Here is a 19,231-nt window from a genome sequence, read left to right as displayed (position 1 = left end):
AATTTGTACGTTGTTCGCTATTGTCTACTATGAATATTTTATTGATTAGAAATATATATAATAGTAGATGCGGGTTTAAACTATAGCGATTACATCAAATTAGGAAGTACACGCCTGCTGCACTACTATCTTCGTCGAAACCATTGGACAAGAGGCTATTATAAGTTAATGTTAACATCTGAAAAAGGATAAATTAATAGAAAGAAGTTGTGTAATTAGATGTATAATTATCTAAAAAACATAATTTTTATTACAAATTTGAACATCTTTTTTTAATTCTATTTAATCCAAGCCCATAATATATTATAGAAAGTAGGATAGAGCATGAAAGTGGGACATATTATAAAAAACGAAAGAATGAGACAAGGCATGAAACAGGTCGTATTAGCTAAAGGCATTTGTACCTCTTCCTACTTATCCAGGATAGAACAGGAAATTATTATTCCGAGTGAGGAGATCGTTTTATTATTATTAAAGAAATTGAATTTAGATATAAGCAAGATTAGAAAGAGCACTTTCGAGGAAGACGCTTCTTTTTCTGAATATTTAAACAGTATATACAAGGATGTTATTATAAATAAAAATAAATTAACAACACAACAAAGATTAGAGGAATTACAAAATATAAACTACTTATTTGAAAGCCAAGCATTGTATTATACGTATTTACTTGTTTTATTAAGACTCCGTTTAATAATCGGTGAAGATTTCACAGAGATAAAACTAGAATTACAATACTTAAATGGTTTAAGCAGCAACTTCAATCCACAACAAATTTACTTACTCTCTATAAACAACGCAATCTACTCTTACTTAATTTCAAATTACAAAGAAGCGATTCATTATTTCGAGCAGGCCCAATCTATAGATCTTAAACTAGAGGATTGGGAACAAGCAGAATTGAACTATATGATTGCCCTAACCTATATTACCAATGATCAAACTACAATATCCGTCCATTATTTAAATAAAGCTTTAGATTATTTTAAGGACCACTTTTGCATGGATAGGGTGATAGACTGCCACTTATTAATAGGTATCACTTATAAAAAAAACGGTCATTTCAATGAAGCATTGAACCACTATTTAAAAGCAAAGGAAATTAGTGAAAAGTTCAACTTAGGTGATGACCATTTTGGCATTATTCATCACAACCTCGGCTCATTATCTATTTCAATGGGTAACAGAGAGGAGGGAATCCGCCATTTTTATAAGAGTTTAGAATATAAAAATGGAAAGAGTAAACTCATCACCATCTTAGGCTTGGTTATTGAATATTCCAAAATGAAAAATACGAAGTTAATTATTAAATGGTGTAATGAAGGACTACAATTGTTAAACGATTTAGTCGATGAAAGCCTCATTTCGTATGAGCATCACTTCACTTTTTATAAATCACTTTACCAGGCTGATGACTCATCGATATTCGCCGCTGAAAATGCGATTAAATACTTCTTCGAAACGCAAAATTATTATTATGCTAATAAATATAGCATTGCGTTAGCAGAGTGGTATTTTAGCCAAAAAAAATATAAACTTTCTGCTCAATATTATTCGGAAGCAAATCAGTATATTTTTAAAGATAAAAGTATAATCAGCTGGGAGGATCTTTAATGAAAAAATTTATTTTCACTATGTTTATCGTTGGCAGTGTTGTTTTCTTTGGAGATTATTTAATGAGTAATTTATCCACTGTTGAACTTTCTAATGTCGATGAAATACCTTCAATAACGAAGGACCCTTCTGAAAAGACATTATGAGATTAGAATCGTAGCATTATTATTCGACCATCGGAGGAGCAATATTTTCTAGTTGAAGGGAGTGCTCTGAAAGGTTTTACTTTCCAGTCACATCCTGCTCAATTATTAATCCCCCCTTTTTAATAAATGAAGGGGGGAATTTTTTATAGTGTTGAATTATGCGACTAACCCTCGAGGTGTAGTTATGCCTTATTCATAGCTACCTAACCTTCTCCAATGAATAGTGTTGCTCTAATTCAGCTACTCTCATCGGCTTTGCAAAGTAATAGCCTTGTATAATCGGATGCTCGCATAGTTGATTAATTAAATTCACCTGTTCAACCGTTTCAACACCCTCTACGACGATTCTTAAATGCAAGGATTGTCCTAACGAAATTATAGCTCGCAAAATCGCCTCGTCTTTTTCAGAATGCACAACCTCATCGATAAATGCTTTATCAATTTTCAGCGTATTAATTGACATTTGACGCAAGTAAGAAAGCGAGGATAGGCCTGTTCCAAAATCATCTAGGGCTACAGAATATCCCTTTTCGCGAAACTCCCCTACCGCTCTCATCGCCTGCTCTAAATTTTTCACAAAGCTCGTTTCTGTAATTTCAAGCTCAAGCTGCTTAGGACAGATGCTGTATTTCTCAACTAAACTATTTAGCATAAAAAGTAGCTGTGGTGAGGTTACATAGCTTCCCGGTATATTTACTGATACTTGATGAAAAGCAAATCTAGTATCCTTCCACTTGGCAATCTGCTTACACACCTGTTCAATAATCCAATCGGTAACAGGCCCCATCAATCCGTTTCTCTCTAAAATAGGTATGAAAATAGCAGGACTCAAAAAACCATGCTTAGGATGCTCCCATCGCAAAAGTGCCTCTACACCCACTAATCGATTTTCTCTACTTGAAATCTTTGGCTGATACACTAGAAACAGCTCATTGTCTTCCATTGCCCGTTGAATATCTACTAATAATTCCTCTTCAATGCTCGTGCTATGCTCACTCGGATTATAAATGATTATTTTTCGATCATAGTCAATGGATGACGAACGCAAAATGGCCTTTGCCCTTTTAAATAATTCCTTTCCATCCTTCGTTTCGCTTGCTTTTGCTAATGCACAGACAGCCGCTGGAACATGCCACTCGTTTTTCATTTCAATCGGCCGTTCTAAGCTAGTAGCAATCGATTTCATTCTTAGTTCAAAAAGACTTCCGAGCTGGCTCGACAAAAAAACAAACCGATTATTATCGATTCGATACAGTTCATCTCTAGCCTGCCCATTCTTTAAAATAGTACTAATTTGTTGTATGTAATGATCTCCAATATGATAGCCATAGGTTCTATTAATTTTTGATAGATCCTCAATATGCCATATCGCTATTTGAGAATAATCTTTTTTCTTTATGTTATCCTCAAATTGAACGGAGTTTGGTAATTTCGTTAATGTATCTAGACTCCTTGATTTCGTCTCTATATAACGATCTATAATAGACCAGCACATTAAAAAGAAAACAATAAGGAGTAACACCGTTGTTAAACTAATCGCCCATACATAGCGATTTTCCAAAGGTATTGTATAATCATTTATCCTAGTTGAAAATGGTACATAAAACGTGACAGATAGCATGGCTATATAGTGAGTAGCCGATACAGAAAGCCCTATTACTAACGCTAACGCGAATCGGGTATATATTTTATGTAAGTATTTATGAAAACTGGATAATATAAAAAACCCAACGGATGAAGAAAGTATGGACAATAATAGACCAGCATGATTATGTACATAAAGAGCGTCCAGTCTCATAGAAGCCATACCGATCATATGCATGCCAAATACGCCTAATCCCGTTAATACACTCATCAAAGCTGCTGACTTTAATGTCAACCTTACCGAATTAATAATATAAAAAGCGATGAAGGACGCGAGCATTGCTGGAAAAATAGATAAAATTGTCAATATTAAATTATAATGAATTTCAACTGGCAGCGAATATGAAAACATCCCCATATAGTGCATAGACCAAATACCAAAGCCCATTGCTACTGAGGAGAGTGAAAACCAAAAATATCGACTCAAAAAGCTATTGTTTTTTGATCGTTCATTAAGTGCTAGAGCCGTATATGAAGCAATACATGCAAAGGCGATGGATAAAATGACCAGATTTATATCATAATCTCCGAGGAGCTGCTGAAATTCATCAGGAACAATACCATTAAAGTGCAAATTTTCAACCCCTATTACATTTTTACCAAAATAATACCATGTTTAGAACAGTATTTGTCATTTTATTTATTATATTATGATAAAATAATATAACAATGTAATATTTTGAACTTTTATCCATAAATAGATGTTGATTTCAACAGATGTTTTGCGCAGATAAATTGTCACACGACGTGGCGATTCTAGCCTTCGTTCTTCTCTAGACGCTAATCTCCAAGGAAAATAATCTGTTCCCCAGTGAAAGGAACCGATTATTTCTGCATCGAAAGGCGTAGCCGACAGATGCACTCACGCTGGCTCCACTCTAATCAACAAAGGGACCGTCTGAAAAGGCATTTTGAGACGGTTCCTTTGCGACGAGGATGGTGACATGATGATGCGACCACCGCAGGAGCAATATTTCTTAATGGATAATTAATGAGGATTAACATTTAGCAAAATGGTTTATTCAAAATTATTTTATGCAATTTTAGCACGTGTAACGTAGAGTTTAGTGTACGGTGTATTTATAGCAACTCCGACTTATGGTGATGAACTATAATTTGGTTCATTAAAGAAAATACCTCTAAAAATAAGAAAAAGATTGCAGCGGTTTTTTGACAGCTGGAATCTTCTCTTTATTCTTCAATATTCAGTTTGAATTAGCATGCGGAAATAATTAAATTTTATACGCACGAATTGAAACTTTTTTATACTTGAACTGGAGCTAATAGCCTGCTCTTCGTTCTGGTCTTTTCGCCATTATAAAAATAGCCACTAACACTAATATTGTGCCTATAATATGGTAAAACGAAAGGACTTCACCTAAGATAACTACAGATAGAATAATGCTGCTAATTGGTAAAACACCTGTCAAAACCCCTACTTTACTTGCTGGTACTTTTGAAACTCCCTGATACATCATAATAAAGGCAATAACTGTGACCACTATACCGGAATACAATATAAGTCCCCATTCTCCAAATGTTACTTCATCAAATTTAAAATGATAGCCTTCGTAAAGAGAAAAAGGTAAAAATAAGATCGCACCTAAAACACTAACAAATGTAGAAAGTGCAAGTGGACTAACTCGTTGTGACACAAATTTCCCTAATATAATAAATAACGCCTCACAAATTACAGCACCTAAAATAAGGAGATTCCCTACCATTGAGTAGGAATCATGAGTAATGATGGAAAAATCTCCACTACCATTTATCACCATTACCCCTACTACAGCTAAAAAAATGCCGATTCCTACCCTTTTCGTTAATTTTTCTTTTAGAAAAAGGAGAGCAAGAGCCCCTATCACAGCTGGAAGAATACTTGTTATTATTCCAGCGTCAATAGCTGTTGTGAGTTCCAGACCATACAGCATAAAAATACTAAACAAAAATAGGCCACAAATTGCTTGTAAAATCAAAATACACAAATCCTTCATGCTAACAGACGGAAAGCCTTCCAGCTTTAAGAGTAATGGCACCAAAATCACTGCTGCGACAAGAAATCTTAGTTCTGAAGCTAAAAACACAGGGAAACTTTGAACAATCAATTTTCCCACTACAACAGAACTACCTACAATAATCATGGCCAAAACGATTTTAAAGCTCGCTACTAATTGTTCATTCAATAGGACCTACTACTTTCTATGAAAGACGGGTTGATTATATCTGTTATTGCAAGGAAAAGATTTTCAGGATATTCAGCAATTCGGTGACATAAATACAAGTACCACTCTGTTCCATACGTCAAATACACTTTACTGTTATAGCCTTTCCTTTTTAAATCTTTTATTAAATCCTGGCGTATGCCGTAGAGCATTTCTATTTCCACTTGAGGTTGCTTCAAATATTGACGATGCTCCAATTCTTGTAGGATCGATTCATCATGAGTCGCAATGGAAATAGGATGATTCGCATCTATTAAGTATTCTACAAATTGGAGGTAACGATTATTTAAATCTTTTGATCTTGCTATCGCAATAGTAGATGGTTCCTCATATGCCCCTTTGACCAGTCGTATTTTCCCTGGATAATGAATGAGCTCCTGAATATCATTAGAGGATCGATTAGAATGGGCCTGTATAGTTATTCCAACGTTAGGATACTGCTCTGTAGCTTTTTTATAAATCGACAGAATATCGTTGGTTTTCGCCGATTCCTCCATACTGATCATGACAGTGATACCATAATTCTGTGCTTTCTTGGCTATTTCCAGTAAATGAAGATACGCTGTTTCCCGATTCAAGGATAGTCCAATATGAGAAAGATCGAGCGAAACGGTTTGCCTCATAGACATCGAGCCCATTTCTTCAATAAGCTTCAAAAATTCCTCTTTCGCTTTTTGGCATTCCTCTAAACTTGTCGTATTTTCCCCTATATATTCTAGTGAAACAGAATAGCCACTTGAAACCAGTTCATTTGCAAGGATAACCCCATCGTTTCGTTCTTCTCCAGCGACATATCTCTTTGCCGCTTTTAATAATACGGGATAGAGTTCTGGCGATTGTTCTATGTGATGTTTGATGCTTTCATTTCTTGCAACAGATTTCAATGCTTGAGTGAATTGAGTTTCTGGATTTTTCATTTCTATACATCTCCTTTTCTATTTAGGTTCACTTTAACATGATAAAATGGTATACATTAGTGCCATTTATTCCATTTTTTTGTGGTACCAATTTTAGAGGAGGAGAGATGTACATATGCTATGGCTACCTATTGATCGCTCTTTAGAAATACCGCTAATTAAGCAAATTTACGGACAAATACGTGAACGCATTTTAAATGGAGAATTTCAATCTGGAGAAAAATTACCGTCGACACGAGAACTATCTTCCCAGCTAAAAGTGTCCAGAAATGTCATTTTAGAAGCTTATGACCAACTGCTCGCTGAAGGCTTTTTAACTTCACGAACGGGCTCAGGTACATTTATTGCAGAAGGAGCTGTTTTAAAGCAATCAAAAAAAAGAGCATTATTTCATACGAATCCTGCTGACGAAGAGAACATCAAAGAGGAACAGCTTATTAACTTTCGATCAGGGATTCCAGCTCTAGATTTATTTCCTCGCAAAACTTGGGCAAAATTGGCTCATTCAGTATGGAACGATACGTCCAATACGATGTTCGGATATGATATTCCTGAAGGGCGTCCAGAATTACGAACGGTTCTATCACGTTACTTATTGAAAACAAGAGGAGTGAATTGCCATCCAGACCAAATCGTCATCACTTCTGGTGCCACTCAAGCTTTAACACTCGTTTCTAAATTACTACTATCCAAGGGTGATATGGTAGCAATGGAAGATCCCATTACGAATGATATTCAAACGATTTTTAGAGCTACTGGTTCTTCCATTTTGCCTATTCCTGTTGATGAATTTGGGATGAAGACATCTTTGTTACCAGAAAACAAAGATCCGAAGTTTATTTTCATTACGCCCTCTCATCAGTTCCCTATAGGAGGTACGTTACCGATTCAAAGACGGATTCAATTGATTGATTATTCAAGAAAATCAAACTGTTATCTTGTCGAGGATGATTATGACAGTGAGTTTCGCTATGAAGGTTCACCCGTTAGTTCACTGCAGGGGTTAGAACCAGAGCGTGTGCTGTACATTGGTTCATTTAGCAAAATTTTATCCCCTGCTCTGAGAATAGGGTATGTCATTCTTCCTCCAGCTCTTATTGAAAAATGTAGAAGGCTGAAATGGTTTTCAGATCTACACACCCCTTCTTTAGATCAGCTTATTCTTGCTCGATTTATTGAAGAGGGTCTTTTAGAAAGACATATTACAAAGATGAAAAAAGTATATAAAAAACGAAGAGATTTTCTAATTCAATGTATTAGCACAACATTTTCGAACAAGGCAAATATCATCGGTTATTCAACAGGCTTACATCTTATTCTTGAATTGCCAGACTTCCCATTTACAAATCAAGCACTCAGGCAAATTGAGCAGGCTGGTGTTAAAGTTTACCCTGTAGAGGATCATACAATAGAAAAGGGAAAACATTCGAATCGAATTATTTTAGGCTATGGGCATCTAAATAACGAGGAAATACAAGAAGGAATCCATCGACTGTATAACATAATCTGTACATTATAAATTTAAAAAAGCTGATAAATCCCTTAAGCTTCGGAATTTATCAGCTTTTTGTATAGAAGAGTCCCTCTAAATTTAAGACGACTCTTCTAGAAAATTATATGGTGTAACCCCCTCCATACCGATTAATGGATGAATGTATGGCGCTGTTTCTGTAGTTAAAACAGGTGGTCGTTCGTTTGCTACGTTTTCTAGCTGTAGCTGCTCTTGTTGTGATGAAGCAGGTTTGCTCGGTGCAACCTCATGGAGCTTCTCCTCTTTAGGAGTGGATACCTCCACAACAGGCTCCTCCACTACAGCTATCGGATTTAACCTTGTCTGTAAGCTTGTTAGTCGAGTTAAGTCATCCGTTTTGGCTAATCCGTAGGCTAGTACATCTGGTTCTCCACAAAGGATGAGGAAATTTTTAGCCCGAGTAATCCCGGTATAAAGTAAATTTCTTCGTAGCATTTTTGAATAGCTCCGCACAACCGGCATAATAACTGTTTGAAACTCTGAGCCCTGTGATTTATGAATGGAGCAGCAATAAGCAAGCGTAATTTGATTTAAATCCGGTCGCTGATACGTCACCTCTAGCCCTTCATACGATACAACGAGAAGATCCTGCTTTTCGATTGTTTCCTTTGCCTTAATAATCGAAATAACCTCACCCATATCCCCGTTAAACACATTACTTTCAGGCTGATTCACGAGCTGCAGCACTTTATCGCCAATTCGGTAAACCGTATCGCCAAATACAAGCTCCTTCCGCGTACCATCATTCGGATTGACAAGCTCCTGAATTTGCTTATTTAACGCATCAATGCCGGCTGGACCTTTATACATTGGGGCTAGTACTTGAATATCTTTAATAGCATGACCTTTTGCCACAGCAGACTTCACAACCTGTGTTACCACATTTGTTACTTGGTCAGCACTTGCCTTAATAAAGGAACGATCCGCTGTTTTTGTCGTTAATGTATCGGGTACAATCCCCTTTTTAATACTATGGGCAATTTCAATAATTGTTGACCCTTCCGCTTGTCGGTAAACATCCGTAAGCTCCACCGTCTGAATTTGTTTTGAGGCGAGTAAATCCTTTAACACTTGCCCGGGTCCTACTGGTGGTAGCTGATCTTGGTCACCAACAAAAACAACTTGAACATCCTCAGGTAAGCTTTTCATTAATTGGTGCGCTAGCCATGTATCCACCATGGACATTTCATCAATAATAACAAGTCGTCCCGTAATGTCTCGTCCTATTTCCTCGTCCCCGTCCTTTTCTTGTCCAGTGAATCCTAAAAGGCGATGAATCGTCATTGCTGGTAGCTCTGTAGATTCTGCTAACCGCTTTGCTGCACGGCCTGTTGGTGCGGCCAACACAATCGGAAACGGCTCCTCTTTTTGCGCGTAGACTTTCGGATCTAGCGAAAGCCCGTGTAGCTCAGCATACACCTCGACAAGTCCTTTAATAACTGTCGTTTTTCCGGTACCGGGACCGCCCGTTAGTATCATCAGGGCTGAATTAAGGGCTGTTTCAATTGCCTGCGCCTGTGTTGGAGCATAAGTGACCTCATAGCGCTCCTCTACTTCCCCGATTGCTTTTCGAATTTCATCCTTTGAGAAATGGGTATGTTTTTTATTTTGCTCGACTAACTCAAGAATTTTTGAGGCAATGCCGATTTCACTAAAATAAAGAGAAGGAAGATACAGTCTTGTTTCCTCGCCGCAAATTTTACTTTCCTCACGCATTTCAATACACGCCTGCGAGATCGCCTCATATGGAATTTCCACTCGCTGACTTTGCTCTAACATGTCCTTTACATTTGGCAGGACATGCTCAGCATTTAAATATACATGCCCATCTGATAAGGCAGCTGTTGTGAGCACATGGAAAATTGCCGCCTTTATTCGGTCCGGATGATTTCCCGTAATGCCTAGTCTCGCCCCTAGCTCATCTGCACGTTGGAAGCCGACCCCTTCCACATCCTCAATTAATCGAAACGGATTTTCGGTCAGTAGTGGAATCGTTTCCTCACGATACGTTTGGTATATTTTCATCCCGAGCTGTGGTCCAAAGCCCCAATCATTCAACTGAATCATCACTCGCTGTAAGCCTAAATTTTGCTCAACAGCCGACCGTATTTGCAGCTTTTTCTCGCCTGAAAGCCTCGGAATTGCATCTAGCGCCTCGGGATCTTCCATAATTCTTTGAAGTGCATCCACACCTAGCTTTTCAACAATCGTTTCAGCTGTCTTGCGCCCAATCCCCGGAAATAAATCACTTGATAAATAATGGACAATACCCGTTTCTGTTGCAGGCATTTCTTTTTCGAAGGTGTCCACCTGAAACTGCATGCCGTATTTTGGATGCGTTTTTATAACACCCGTAAATCGATACATTTCATCCTCTGTAAGCTGTGGAAAATAGCCAACAACAATGATTTCTTTCTCTTGATATTGTAGGTTTGTCTCTTGAATTTTTACACGAACAATCGAATACATATTAGTTGCATTATGAAAAATAGATACGATTGGACGGCCTAATATAAATAGCTTATTGGATTCAAACAAATCGAGATTTTCTGCCACCCTTCTCGCTCCTTACCGATAAATAATACGCATATTTTAACATATTTATCTCTATGCTGTCCTTGAAATATGAAGCTTTGTCGTCTTTCACAAGATTCTTTATATTTCAGAGAGATAAAAATGATATGATAATTAAATATTCTACTTAAGAAAGGTTTGTTAAACGTTGCAATTTAGACCTTGTATTGATTTACACGATGGAAAAGTAAAACAGATTGTAGGAAGCACTCTCGGACATGAAGATAAGCAAGTGATTGAGAACTTTATTTCAGAGCATGATTCTACGTACTTTGCGAGTATGTTTCAGCGGGACAGACTCACAGGTGGACATGTCATTATGCTTGGCTCTGGTAACGAGGACGCCGCACTAGCAGCATTAAAGGCGTATCGGGGTGGTCTGCAGGTTGGCGGCGGTATTACAGCCTCTAATGCCCAAAAATATATTGACGCGGGTGCCTCACATGTGATTGTGACCTCGTATATTTTCCATGATGGATTACTTGATATGGAACGTCTTGAGGGGTTAGTAGCTGCTGTAGGGAAAGAAAAGCTTGTCATTGACTTAAGCTGCCGCAATCGGGACGGGAAATGGTATGTGGTCACGGATAAGTGGACTAAATTTAGTGATTTCGAAGTGAACGCTAGCTCTATCGGAATGATTGAAGGCTATTGTGATGAGCTGCTAATTCATGCAGTTGATGTTGAGGGTAAACGAAGCGGTATGCAGGAGGAGCTTGTGGCGGATTTAGCACAATGGACATCCGTTCCGACTACGTATGCAGGTGGGGTACGTTCACTTGAAGATTTAAGAAAATTCGAGCAACTTAGCGAAGGCCGGTTACATGTGACAATCGGAAGCGCCCTCGACATTTTCGGTGGTGATTTACCGTACCAGCAGGTTGTAACCTATTGTAAATAAAACGTATGTAAGAAAGGCTACCCAATCGAGTAGCCTTTCTATGTTAGTTTTGGCGCTGGCAAATCATATCATAAATATAACGCGCCTGATCAAATTCAGGCTGTAGCGTGAACGCCTGCTTTAAATGATATTTTGCATCCTCTGTTTTGGATGTCGATACTGCATATAATACGCCTAAATTGTAATGTGCATCTGCATTATTCCAATCCTTGTCAATGACAAACTGGAGCTCTGGCCCTGCATGCTCGAACATTTCAAGTGTGCACAGTAAAATACCATACGATAAACGAATTTGTAAATCGTTTGGCGATAGCTCTGCTGCACGTTGCATAAACGGCAAGGCTAGCTTGTAGTTTTCCTCTCGCTCGAAGCTTTTCGCAAGCATATAATAAGCATCTGCTCCCTCGATACCATGATCGATTGACTTTTGATAAAGCTTCGCTGCCTCGATAAATCGCTCCGCATTATAGTATAAATTAGCAAGACCATAATAAGCCGTAGCTGCCCCTTCATCTACTACAATGGCCTTTTGAAAGAAGCGCTCTGCACGCTCGGTATCATTTAGTGTCGCCAATAAGTTGCCAAAGTTCACATAGCCGATTGCCTCATCTGGATTTTGCTCAATAGCATCATTAAATGCCTGTGCTGCATCCTCGTAGCGCTTTTCCTGAAACGCTTTAATCCCGATTTCATTATAATCTACTTTCATTCTGTCACCTCAAAAAGATAGACGACCGAGGTCGCCTATTTATCCTACATATGTTAGTTTTTCGTTGTTCTTCAATACTTCATCAATTGTACCGCCACCTAGGCATACTTCACCATCATATAAGACAACAGCCTGTCCTGGCGTAATCGCACGGACTGGCTCTGCAAAAGTAATGAGCGCTGTTCCATCCTCACGCATTTCAACCTGGACTGGAGAATCTTCCTGACGGTAACGGAATTTCGCCGTACAGTTAAATTTCGCTTGAACCGGCTTGTCTGATGTAAAGTTCATCTTCACCGCAGTTAATGCCTCTGAATAAAGCTTTTCATGATGGAAGCCTTGCCCAACATATAGCACATTGCGCTCTAAATCTTTTCCTAGAACGAACCAAGGCTCACCGTCACCACCAATACCAAGACCGTGACGCTGCCCTAATGTGTAGTACATTAAACCGTCATGCTCTCCCATTACTTTACCATCAAATGTTTCCATGTTACCCGGCTGCGCTGGTAAGTACTGACTAAGGAATTCCTTAAAGTTACGCTCTCCGATAAAGCAAATGCCTGTAGAATCCTTTTTCTTTGCTGTAGCAAGACCTGCCTCCTCAGCAATTTTACGAACTTCAGGCTTTGGTAAATGTCCAATCGGGAACATTACATGCTTGAGCTGATCCTGTGATAATTGATTTAGGAAGTACGTTTGATCCTTGTTATTATCAACACCTCGTAGCATCACTACTTCATCTTCACGCTGTTCTACGCGTGCGTAATGCCCTGTAGCTAAATAATCCGCGCCTAAGTTCATCGCATGCTCAAGGAATGCTTTAAATTTAATTTCTTTATTACACATCACATCAGGGTTCGGTGTACGCCCTGCTTTATATTCTTCTAGGAAGTACGAGAATACTTTATCCCAGTATTGTTTTTCAAAGTTTACTGCATAATACGGAATGCCGATTTGGTTGCACACAGCAATAACATCTTCATAATCCTCCGTAGCTGTACATACACCGTTTTCGTCCGTATCATCCCAGTTTTTCATAAAAATACCGATAACATCATAGCCTTGCTGTTTTAGCAAATATGCAGCAACTGATGAATCGACACCGCCAGACATGCCAACAACTACACGAATTTGTGACGGATCTCTCTTTTCTACCATTTTTTCTTCACCTTTTCTTAGACAAAATCGCGTAAAAGGCGCGCAGTCTTTATTTTGTTACCTGAAACGTTGATTTCCGTTCTAGGCGAATGTTTTCCGGGGGGCGTCCGATGAGCCGCTTCGGGGCAACAGGATGTTGGTCACCAAGACATTGTCACAGGAAGTGACGCCTTTAGCCTTCGTTCCCCTAGTGCTCGGTCCAGGTTCTCATCTCGGACGCTAATCCCGCTGGAAGCTTTGCTCTGTAGCGAAAGGCGCATGCCAACAGCTACACTCGCCGCCTTTCACTACAATCAACGAAAATTCTATGTTACTAATGTTCAATTAATAATCAATACACCTGAATTTATTATAATACTATTTCACAAGGCGTTTGACGATTGCTGCTGTTCGCTTTCCTGCTTCGATAATTTGTTCGTCGGTTAAGCCTAGACCGAAGCTAAAGCGGATTGAGCTTCGTAGTTCCTCGACATCCTTGCCGAACATCGCAACGAGCACGTGTGAAGGGTCAATTGAACCGGCTGTACATGCAGAGCCACTTGAAACAAATACGCCAGCCATATCTAAGTTGATTAGGAATGACTCCACATCAGTGCCGGGAAATGTCACATTCAGTACATGCGGTAATGCCTGTTCCTGATGACCATTTATTTTATATGAAATATTAGCTTCATCGAATTGCTGTGCTAATAATGCTTTAAATCGCTTATATTTTCCCCTTGCTTCCTCACGTCGGATCCCTGCGAATTTTGAAGCTGCTGCAAAGCCAATCGCCGCCGGAATATTTTCGGTTCCCGCGCGACGCTTTTTCTCTTGAGAGCCACCGTGCATTAGAGAAACAAGCTTAACACCAGTCCTTGCATACAGAAAGCCCATTCCTTTTGGTCCATTAATTTTATGTGAGGACACGCTAAGCAAGTCAACCTTTAGCTCATTAACATTCAGTGCCTCGATTCCGAACGCTTGAACAGCATCAGTATGGAACGTTGCGGTATGCTCTGCTAGCACAGCACCAATTTCAGCAATTGGCTGAATCGTACCAACTTCATTATTGCCATACATAATTGTTACTAAGATTGTATCCTCACGAAGAGCAGCCTTGACATCCTCTACTCGTACTAGTCCCGTATTATCAACCGGTAAGTACGTTACATCAAAGCCTTCTCGCTCTAGCTTTTCACAGGCATGTAGGACAGCATGGTGTTCAATTGCTGTTGTAATAATATGTTTACCTTCATTTTCACGCGCATATGCTGTACCGAATATCGCCAAATTATCAGACTCTGTGCCACCACTAGTCAGAACAATTTCACTCTGCCTCGCTTGAATTTCATGTGCTAAAAGACTCCGTGCCTCATCTAAATATTTTCGTGCTTCACGACCAGCACCATGAATACTAGAAGCATTCCCGAATACAGTTTCCATCGCCGCAGTCATTTCCACGATAGCTTCCTTCGCCATTGGTGTTGTCGCCGCATGATCAAGATAGATTGTTTCCATGTTAAGTATAAAACTCCTTCAAACTAACGATTAAATATAGAACATATAGCCGTCATGTACATTATTATCAGTATACTTCGCTAAATCCTCTAGCGATGTTGTATCTAACACATTTTTCACCGCATCACGAATACGTAGCCAAAGCTCTCTCTGTGGCGCTTCTTCATTTTCAATACCCTCTACCGGCTGAATAGGTCCTTCTAGTACACGAATTACATCGGCAGCTGTAATTTCAGCTGGGGTCTTTGAAAGCATGTAACCACCGTATGCACCACGTACACTTTTAACAAGTCCTGCATTACGTAGTGGAGATACTAATTGCTCTAAGTATGCCTCAGATAATTCTTTTTCAGCAGCAATTTTACGAAGGGGAATTGGTCCTTCTCCATAATGCTTTGCAAGCTCAATCATAATTGTTAAACCGTAACGGCCCTTAGTCGATATTTTCATTTTAACACCTCTATTGTTCTAATCCTTCTATATAGATAAGTATAGCATATTTCCTTTATATCCTATCAGAAATACTCTATTATATGTTCTATAAACACTTTATCTTCAAGAAAAAAAGGAAGTGACCTCATGCAAAATGAGCCGTTAGCATACAAAATGCGTCCTCGAAATATAGACGAAATCGTCGGACAGGAGCATATTATTGGTCCCAATACCCCTCTTTATTCGATGATTAGGAAGGGGCATGTGCCGTCCATTTTATTATACGGACCACCGGGTGTTGGAAAGACATCTATTGCCAATGCAATTGCAGGTAGTAGCAAGCTTCCCTTCTTTGCTTTGAATGCGACACATGCAGGAAAAAAGGATATTGAACAAATTGTGATTGAAGCGCGAATGGCAGGCAAAGTGCTGCTGTTCCTAGATGAAATACATCGCTTCAACAAATTACAGCAGGATACGCTACTACCACATGTTGAAAATGGCTCGATTGTGTTAATAGGCGCTACGACTGAAAATCCATTCCATGATGTCAATCCAGCGATTCGTTCTCGGTGTGGCGAAATTCTTCAGCTTGAGCGATTAACTTTGCTCGATGTGATAAAGCTTGTAAAGATGGCTCTAGCGGATACTGACCGTGGTTTAGGAAGTGTAGCGATCGAAGCAACGGCAACACAGCTAGAACAAATTGCAGCTGCTGCCAATGGCGATGCTAGAAAAGCACTTACCCTTCTCGAATCAGTGTATTACGCATCGGATGAACAGGATGGTGTCACGATTTTTAATGACCGTGCAATTGAATCACTTGCAAAAAGAATTGGCGTTTACGGTGATAAGGGGGGCTCGCATTTTTACAATCTCCTCTCCGCCCTGCAAAAATCGGTGCGAGGCAGTGATGTCAATGCCGCCCTTTATTATTTGGCTCATCTATTAGAATCAGGTGATTTAGTCGCAGTTTGCCGTCGTTTACTCGTTATGGCTTATGAGGATATCGGACTGGCAAATCCTGCAGTAGGAGCTCATGTGAATGCCGCAACGGATGCAGCTCAAAAGCTCGGTATGCCAGAAGCCCGAATCCCACTTGCAACAGCCGTTGTAGAAATGTGCTTAAGCGATAAATCAAACTCGGCATACAAGGCGCTTGATGCAGCAATCTCCTCCATTAACGAGGGAAAAGTTGGCGACATCCCAAATCACTTAAAGGATACACATTATGCTGGGGCTGCGGCGCTTGGACACGGGGGTTATCTTTATCCACATAATACACCTATTGGGACGTTTGGTGGCTGGGTTGATCAGCTCTACTTGCCCGAAAACCTTGTAGGAACCGAATATTATACACCTGTCATTGCTGGCGAGGAAAAGCGAATGGCCTCCATTTACGACAAATTAAAATCGTTTAAAACAAAAGAGGATGGCTTAAAAGGTCGTTAGCCTAACGACGCTTTTAAGCCACCCTTGTGCGTTAAGGCTAAATCATCCAAACTTTTGTCTGTAACCACATTTTCGGCAAAGTTCCTCTACTGCTTCTCTACGAGAGAAGCCATCGATTAAGTTATTTGCTCGGTCACCTTCAATAATTTCTGAAAATGACTGCTCATGAACATTTCCTAGATTTATTACCCCTTCACCATCTAAACAGCAAGGAACAACCGTACCATCTACTAAAATCGCAGAATGACTTCGTAGTGCATGGCAGAAGCCCTTTCCAGAATCCTCAGGCTCTAATAAACTTGGCCACTTAAATTCATGATCCTGATTTAAATAAATATTCTGTGCAATTTTCACACCACTACCAGGCTCCACACGCTCCTCTATTTTAAATGGCAGAGAGTATTCTTTCTCCAAAACATCTAAAGTCTCCGCATTTTTACGACGGTCGACTTCTGTTTGATCTTTACGCTGGAGATTCCATAAACGATAGGAGAAGATAATATTTTGTCCATTTTCTCGTACTTCCCGAACAAAATCTAAAATATCGCCTAAATATTTCTCACGATTTTCGGAACCTTCATGCCCATCAAAGCTATGCAGCGAAAAATTCATTTGACGAAGAGCAGGCTTTCCAAGCAGCTTTTCACGTTGTTTTTTGATTAACGTTCCATTCGTTGTAATATTCACCTTAAAGCCACGCTCATGGGCAGCATCTAATAGCTGATCTATTCGCGGGTGAAGCAACGGCTCTCCCTTTACATGGAGATAAATATATTTTGTATGTGGGCGAATTTCATCTAGAATTTTCTCAAATTGCTCCACCTTAATTAGTCCTTTTGCTCGTTGTGTGGGCGGACAAAAACTACAAGCTAAATTACAAACACTTGTTATTTCAATATAAACTTTTTTAAATGTTTTCAAATCTATTCACCTTATCTTTTTCTACTATCCGTCTATTCTAGCACAGATCCTCGGTTTTCATCATTGAACATACTTACTTTAATTTTTAATATAGAGAGAATAAAAAAACTGCCCAAAATCGGACAGTTAGAATCGTTATTTTTTGTACGTTAATGTAAATTGATAAAATGCATTGAGACAATCATTAAGTGAGTGGATACCTTTCTCAATCTGTTGCCCTGTTCCCGCTTCGTTTAAAGAATTATAGCTTTTTTGAATTTCATTAAAAAACTCAGCGTTTTCATCAAAATGATTGTTTGGTAAGCAATTAGCAGCCGTCAAATATGCCTGCCTGATGTTCACTTTTGCCACATCGTTTTGTGGATCAACTAGGTTTTCATCAACAAGTGCATTAAAATAGACTAAACGAGAGGCGAAATCCATAAATAGAACCCAATAAGGACTACTTTTTGGTAGGCCTCCATTGTCCTTCGTATACATTGTAAGATAATCAACCGCTTGCCCTAAAAGTTCTTGAAGACTTTCTTTTGCTTTTCCCCAATTCTGAGTTGTGTCAACATAATCGAAAACCGTTGAATCCAGCCTTTCTTGTAGGCTCGCCAGGTTTAAAATGTTGTTTGTTTTTTGAATGCTCATTGGAAAATCCATCCTCCTCTAAATCCCCTGTGTACTTTTAACTATAGCAAAAAAAAAATCCCATATATTTGATTGTTAAAAATTACTGAAAATTTGTGTTATTCGTGATAATCTATTACATTTTTAACGGATTCAAATACTTCTTTATTCTGAATATTCTCCTTAAGTTTATTGATTAATCATCATCATATATTTATAAAAAACAACGAGAATTTCATCACGCTCGTTGTTTTTTCTTATCAACCTTATTTATCTTCAATACTATGTTTTAAAAAACTCGAACGGGGGTAAATTGAACGAGCATTCATTTTCTATAAAGAATCAAACGTCCTGCTCTAGCCTTTTTACATATTTAGGATACAGCTTATTCTCAATCAGCTCATCCTCCTTACAATGCACATATTTCGTTACATTTTGATTGGAGAGCGTTTTCTTAGCATACGTTTTGATCTTCTCCTTGGAGCTATAAAATTGAAATGTGAGCGACTCTATCCAATCCGTGAGAGGCAGATCTCTTTTATGAACAAAAAAACACTTGGTTTTCAATACTTCTACAAAAGTATAAAATCCATCACTTAACTCAAAAGCTTTGATTCTGAAATTATACGCTGGTTCAACAACCTGATTTTTATCAAAAATATGAATGACGTTTCGCTGCTCATCAATTGCTATTTCGACAGTTGAAACTTCATCAAATAAATTTAAGCCTTTATACTCTAGTTCACTTAGCTGCATTTTAGTACCCTCTATATTTCAATATTTTTATTTTAGTATTATAACATTTCGACAAAGTTATCGAAATTTGACGAAGCAATTTTAGTGACAAAAGCAGAAAAAAGATGTATATATTAGAAAATATAGTAAAATTGTT

Annotated in this window: 16 protein-coding genes; 5 read left to right on the top strand and 11 right to left on the bottom strand. The window is 38.7% G+C overall.

All coding sequences use genetic code 11. From position 1 onward, the window contains the following. Positions 1–324: 324 nt before the first annotated feature. Positions 325–1,614, top strand: coding sequence for a helix-turn-helix transcriptional regulator (locus V4T18_RS05265; protein ID WP_332647279.1), 1,290 nt, complete (start codon positions 325–327; stop codon positions 1,612–1,614). After that, positions 1,614–1,760, top strand: a complete 147-nt coding sequence (locus V4T18_RS05260) for a hypothetical protein (protein ID WP_332647278.1) — start codon at positions 1,614–1,616, stop codon at positions 1,758–1,760. Before V4T18_RS05265 ends, V4T18_RS05260 begins: the two co-directional genes overlap by 1 nt. 199 nt (positions 1,761–1,959) lie before the next feature. Here V4T18_RS05260 and V4T18_RS05255 read toward each other — a convergent pair whose 3' ends face one another. From V4T18_RS05255 to V4T18_RS05245, 3 genes are all read right to left on the bottom strand, one after another. Continuing rightward, positions 1,960–3,978: a bifunctional diguanylate cyclase/phosphodiesterase gene (locus V4T18_RS05255; RefSeq protein ID WP_332647276.1), complete on the bottom strand. Its 2,019-nt coding sequence runs from the start codon at positions 3,976–3,978 to the stop codon at positions 1,960–1,962. 706 nt (positions 3,979–4,684) lie between these two features. After that, entirely contained in the window at positions 4,685–5,587 is a 903-nt protein-coding gene (locus V4T18_RS05250) for a DMT family transporter (protein ID WP_332647275.1), read from the bottom strand. Beyond that, entirely contained in the window at positions 5,584–6,543 is a 960-nt protein-coding gene (locus V4T18_RS05245; RefSeq protein WP_332647273.1) for a proline dehydrogenase family protein, read from the bottom strand. Before V4T18_RS05245 ends, V4T18_RS05250 begins: the two co-directional genes overlap by 4 nt. Before the next feature lie 115 nt (positions 6,544–6,658). On the opposite strand from V4T18_RS05245, the gene pdxR reads away from it, so the two are divergent. Beyond that, positions 6,659–8,062, top strand: coding sequence for a MocR-like pyridoxine biosynthesis transcription factor PdxR (pdxR, locus tag V4T18_RS05240; RefSeq protein ID WP_332647272.1), 1,404 nt, complete (start codon positions 6,659–6,661; stop codon positions 8,060–8,062). 72 nt (positions 8,063–8,134) lie between these two features. Here pdxR and recD2 read toward each other — a convergent pair whose 3' ends face one another. Then, on the bottom strand, positions 8,135–10,630 hold the full coding sequence (recD2, locus tag V4T18_RS05235; RefSeq protein WP_332647270.1) for an SF1B family DNA helicase RecD2: 2,496 nt from the start codon (positions 10,628–10,630) through the stop codon (positions 8,135–8,137). 166 nt (positions 10,631–10,796) lie between these two features. On the opposite strand from recD2, the gene hisA reads away from it, so the two are divergent. Beyond that, positions 10,797–11,549 carry a phosphoribosylformimino-5-aminoimidazole carboxamide ribotide isomerase gene (gene hisA, locus V4T18_RS05230; protein WP_332647267.1) on the top strand — a complete coding sequence of 251 codons (753 nt, stop codon included), beginning with the start codon at positions 10,797–10,799 and terminating at the stop codon, positions 11,547–11,549. A 43-nt stretch (positions 11,550–11,592) separates the two neighbouring features. Here the strand turns inward: hisA and V4T18_RS05225 are convergent, their stop codons facing one another. From V4T18_RS05225 to cymR, 4 genes are all read right to left on the bottom strand, one after another. Beyond that, positions 11,593–12,258 carry a tetratricopeptide repeat protein gene (locus V4T18_RS05225; protein WP_332647264.1) on the bottom strand — a complete coding sequence of 222 codons (666 nt, stop codon included), beginning with the start codon at positions 12,256–12,258 and terminating at the stop codon, positions 11,593–11,595. 39 nt (positions 12,259–12,297) lie between these two features. Continuing rightward, complete coding sequence (gene mnmA / locus V4T18_RS05220) at positions 12,298–13,419, bottom strand: tRNA 2-thiouridine(34) synthase MnmA (RefSeq protein WP_332647262.1); 1,122 nt, start codon at positions 13,417–13,419, stop codon at positions 12,298–12,300. 357 nt (positions 13,420–13,776) lie between these two features. Then, positions 13,777–14,919 (bottom strand): cysteine desulfurase family protein, encoded by a 1,143-nt coding sequence (locus tag V4T18_RS05215; RefSeq protein WP_332647259.1) that lies wholly within the window; start codon positions 14,917–14,919, stop codon positions 13,777–13,779. A gap of 30 nt (positions 14,920–14,949) precedes the next feature. Beyond that, positions 14,950–15,369 carry a cysteine metabolism transcriptional regulator CymR gene (gene cymR / locus V4T18_RS05210; protein ID WP_332647257.1) on the bottom strand — a complete coding sequence of 140 codons (420 nt, stop codon included), beginning with the start codon at positions 15,367–15,369 and terminating at the stop codon, positions 14,950–14,952. A 129-nt stretch (positions 15,370–15,498) separates the two neighbouring features. Between cymR and V4T18_RS05205 the strand changes: the two genes are divergently transcribed. Beyond that, positions 15,499–16,803, top strand: a complete 1,305-nt coding sequence (locus V4T18_RS05205; protein ID WP_332647255.1) for a replication-associated recombination protein A — start codon at positions 15,499–15,501, stop codon at positions 16,801–16,803. Between the two features lie 42 nt (positions 16,804–16,845). Here V4T18_RS05205 and V4T18_RS05200 read toward each other — a convergent pair whose 3' ends face one another. From V4T18_RS05200 to V4T18_RS05190, 3 genes are all read right to left on the bottom strand, one after another. Then, on the bottom strand, positions 16,846–17,724 hold the full coding sequence (locus tag V4T18_RS05200) for a radical SAM/SPASM domain-containing protein (protein WP_332647253.1): 879 nt from the start codon (positions 17,722–17,724) through the stop codon (positions 16,846–16,848). 135 nt (positions 17,725–17,859) lie between these two features. Next, positions 17,860–18,360 carry a hypothetical protein gene (locus V4T18_RS05195; RefSeq protein ID WP_332647252.1) on the bottom strand — a complete coding sequence of 167 codons (501 nt, stop codon included), beginning with the start codon at positions 18,358–18,360 and terminating at the stop codon, positions 17,860–17,862. A gap of 321 nt (positions 18,361–18,681) precedes the next feature. Continuing rightward, complete coding sequence (locus V4T18_RS05190) at positions 18,682–19,095, bottom strand: aminopeptidase (protein WP_332647250.1); 414 nt, start codon at positions 19,093–19,095, stop codon at positions 18,682–18,684. Between the last annotated feature and the right edge of the window lie 136 nt (positions 19,096–19,231).

The sequence above is a fragment of the Lysinibacillus sp. 54212 genome (assembly GCF_036662795.1).
Taxonomy (GTDB): Bacteria; Bacillota; Bacilli; order Bacillales_A; family Planococcaceae; genus Lysinibacillus_B.
The sequence above is the reverse complement of the archived record's forward strand: the minus strand, read 5'-3'. Positions and strand labels throughout refer to the sequence as shown.

What these genes read in the sequence shown, in the direction of transcription:
- V4T18_RS05265 (WP_332647279.1), top strand. Translation starts at nt 325, where the DNA reads ATGAAAGTGGGACATATTATAAAAAACGAAAGAATGAGACAAGGCATG.
- V4T18_RS05260 (WP_332647278.1), top strand. Translation starts at nt 1,614, where the DNA reads ATGAAAAAATTTATTTTCACTATGTTTATCGTTGGCAGTGTTGTTTTC.
- V4T18_RS05245 (WP_332647273.1), bottom strand. Translation starts at nt 6,543, where the DNA reads ATGAAAAATCCAGAAACTCAATTCACTCAAGCATTGAAATCTGTTGCA.
- pdxR (WP_332647272.1), top strand. Translation starts at nt 6,659, where the DNA reads ATGCTATGGCTACCTATTGATCGCTCTTTAGAAATACCGCTAATTAAG.
- V4T18_RS05225 (WP_332647264.1), bottom strand. Translation starts at nt 12,258, where the DNA reads ATGAAAGTAGATTATAATGAAATCGGGATTAAAGCGTTTCAGGAAAAG.
- mnmA (WP_332647262.1), bottom strand. Translation starts at nt 13,419, where the DNA reads ATGGTAGAAAAGAGAGATCCGTCACAAATTCGTGTAGTTGTTGGCATG.
- V4T18_RS05215 (WP_332647259.1), bottom strand. Translation starts at nt 14,919, where the DNA reads ATGGAAACAATCTATCTTGATCATGCGGCGACAACACCAATGGCGAAG.
- cymR (WP_332647257.1), bottom strand. Translation starts at nt 15,369, where the DNA reads ATGAAAATATCGACTAAGGGCCGTTACGGTTTAACAATTATGATTGAG.
- V4T18_RS05205 (WP_332647255.1), top strand. Translation starts at nt 15,499, where the DNA reads ATGCAAAATGAGCCGTTAGCATACAAAATGCGTCCTCGAAATATAGAC.
- V4T18_RS05195 (WP_332647252.1), bottom strand. Translation starts at nt 18,360, where the DNA reads ATGAGCATTCAAAAAACAAACAACATTTTAAACCTGGCGAGCCTACAA.
- V4T18_RS05190 (WP_332647250.1), bottom strand. Translation starts at nt 19,095, where the DNA reads ATGCAGCTAAGTGAACTAGAGTATAAAGGCTTAAATTTATTTGATGAA.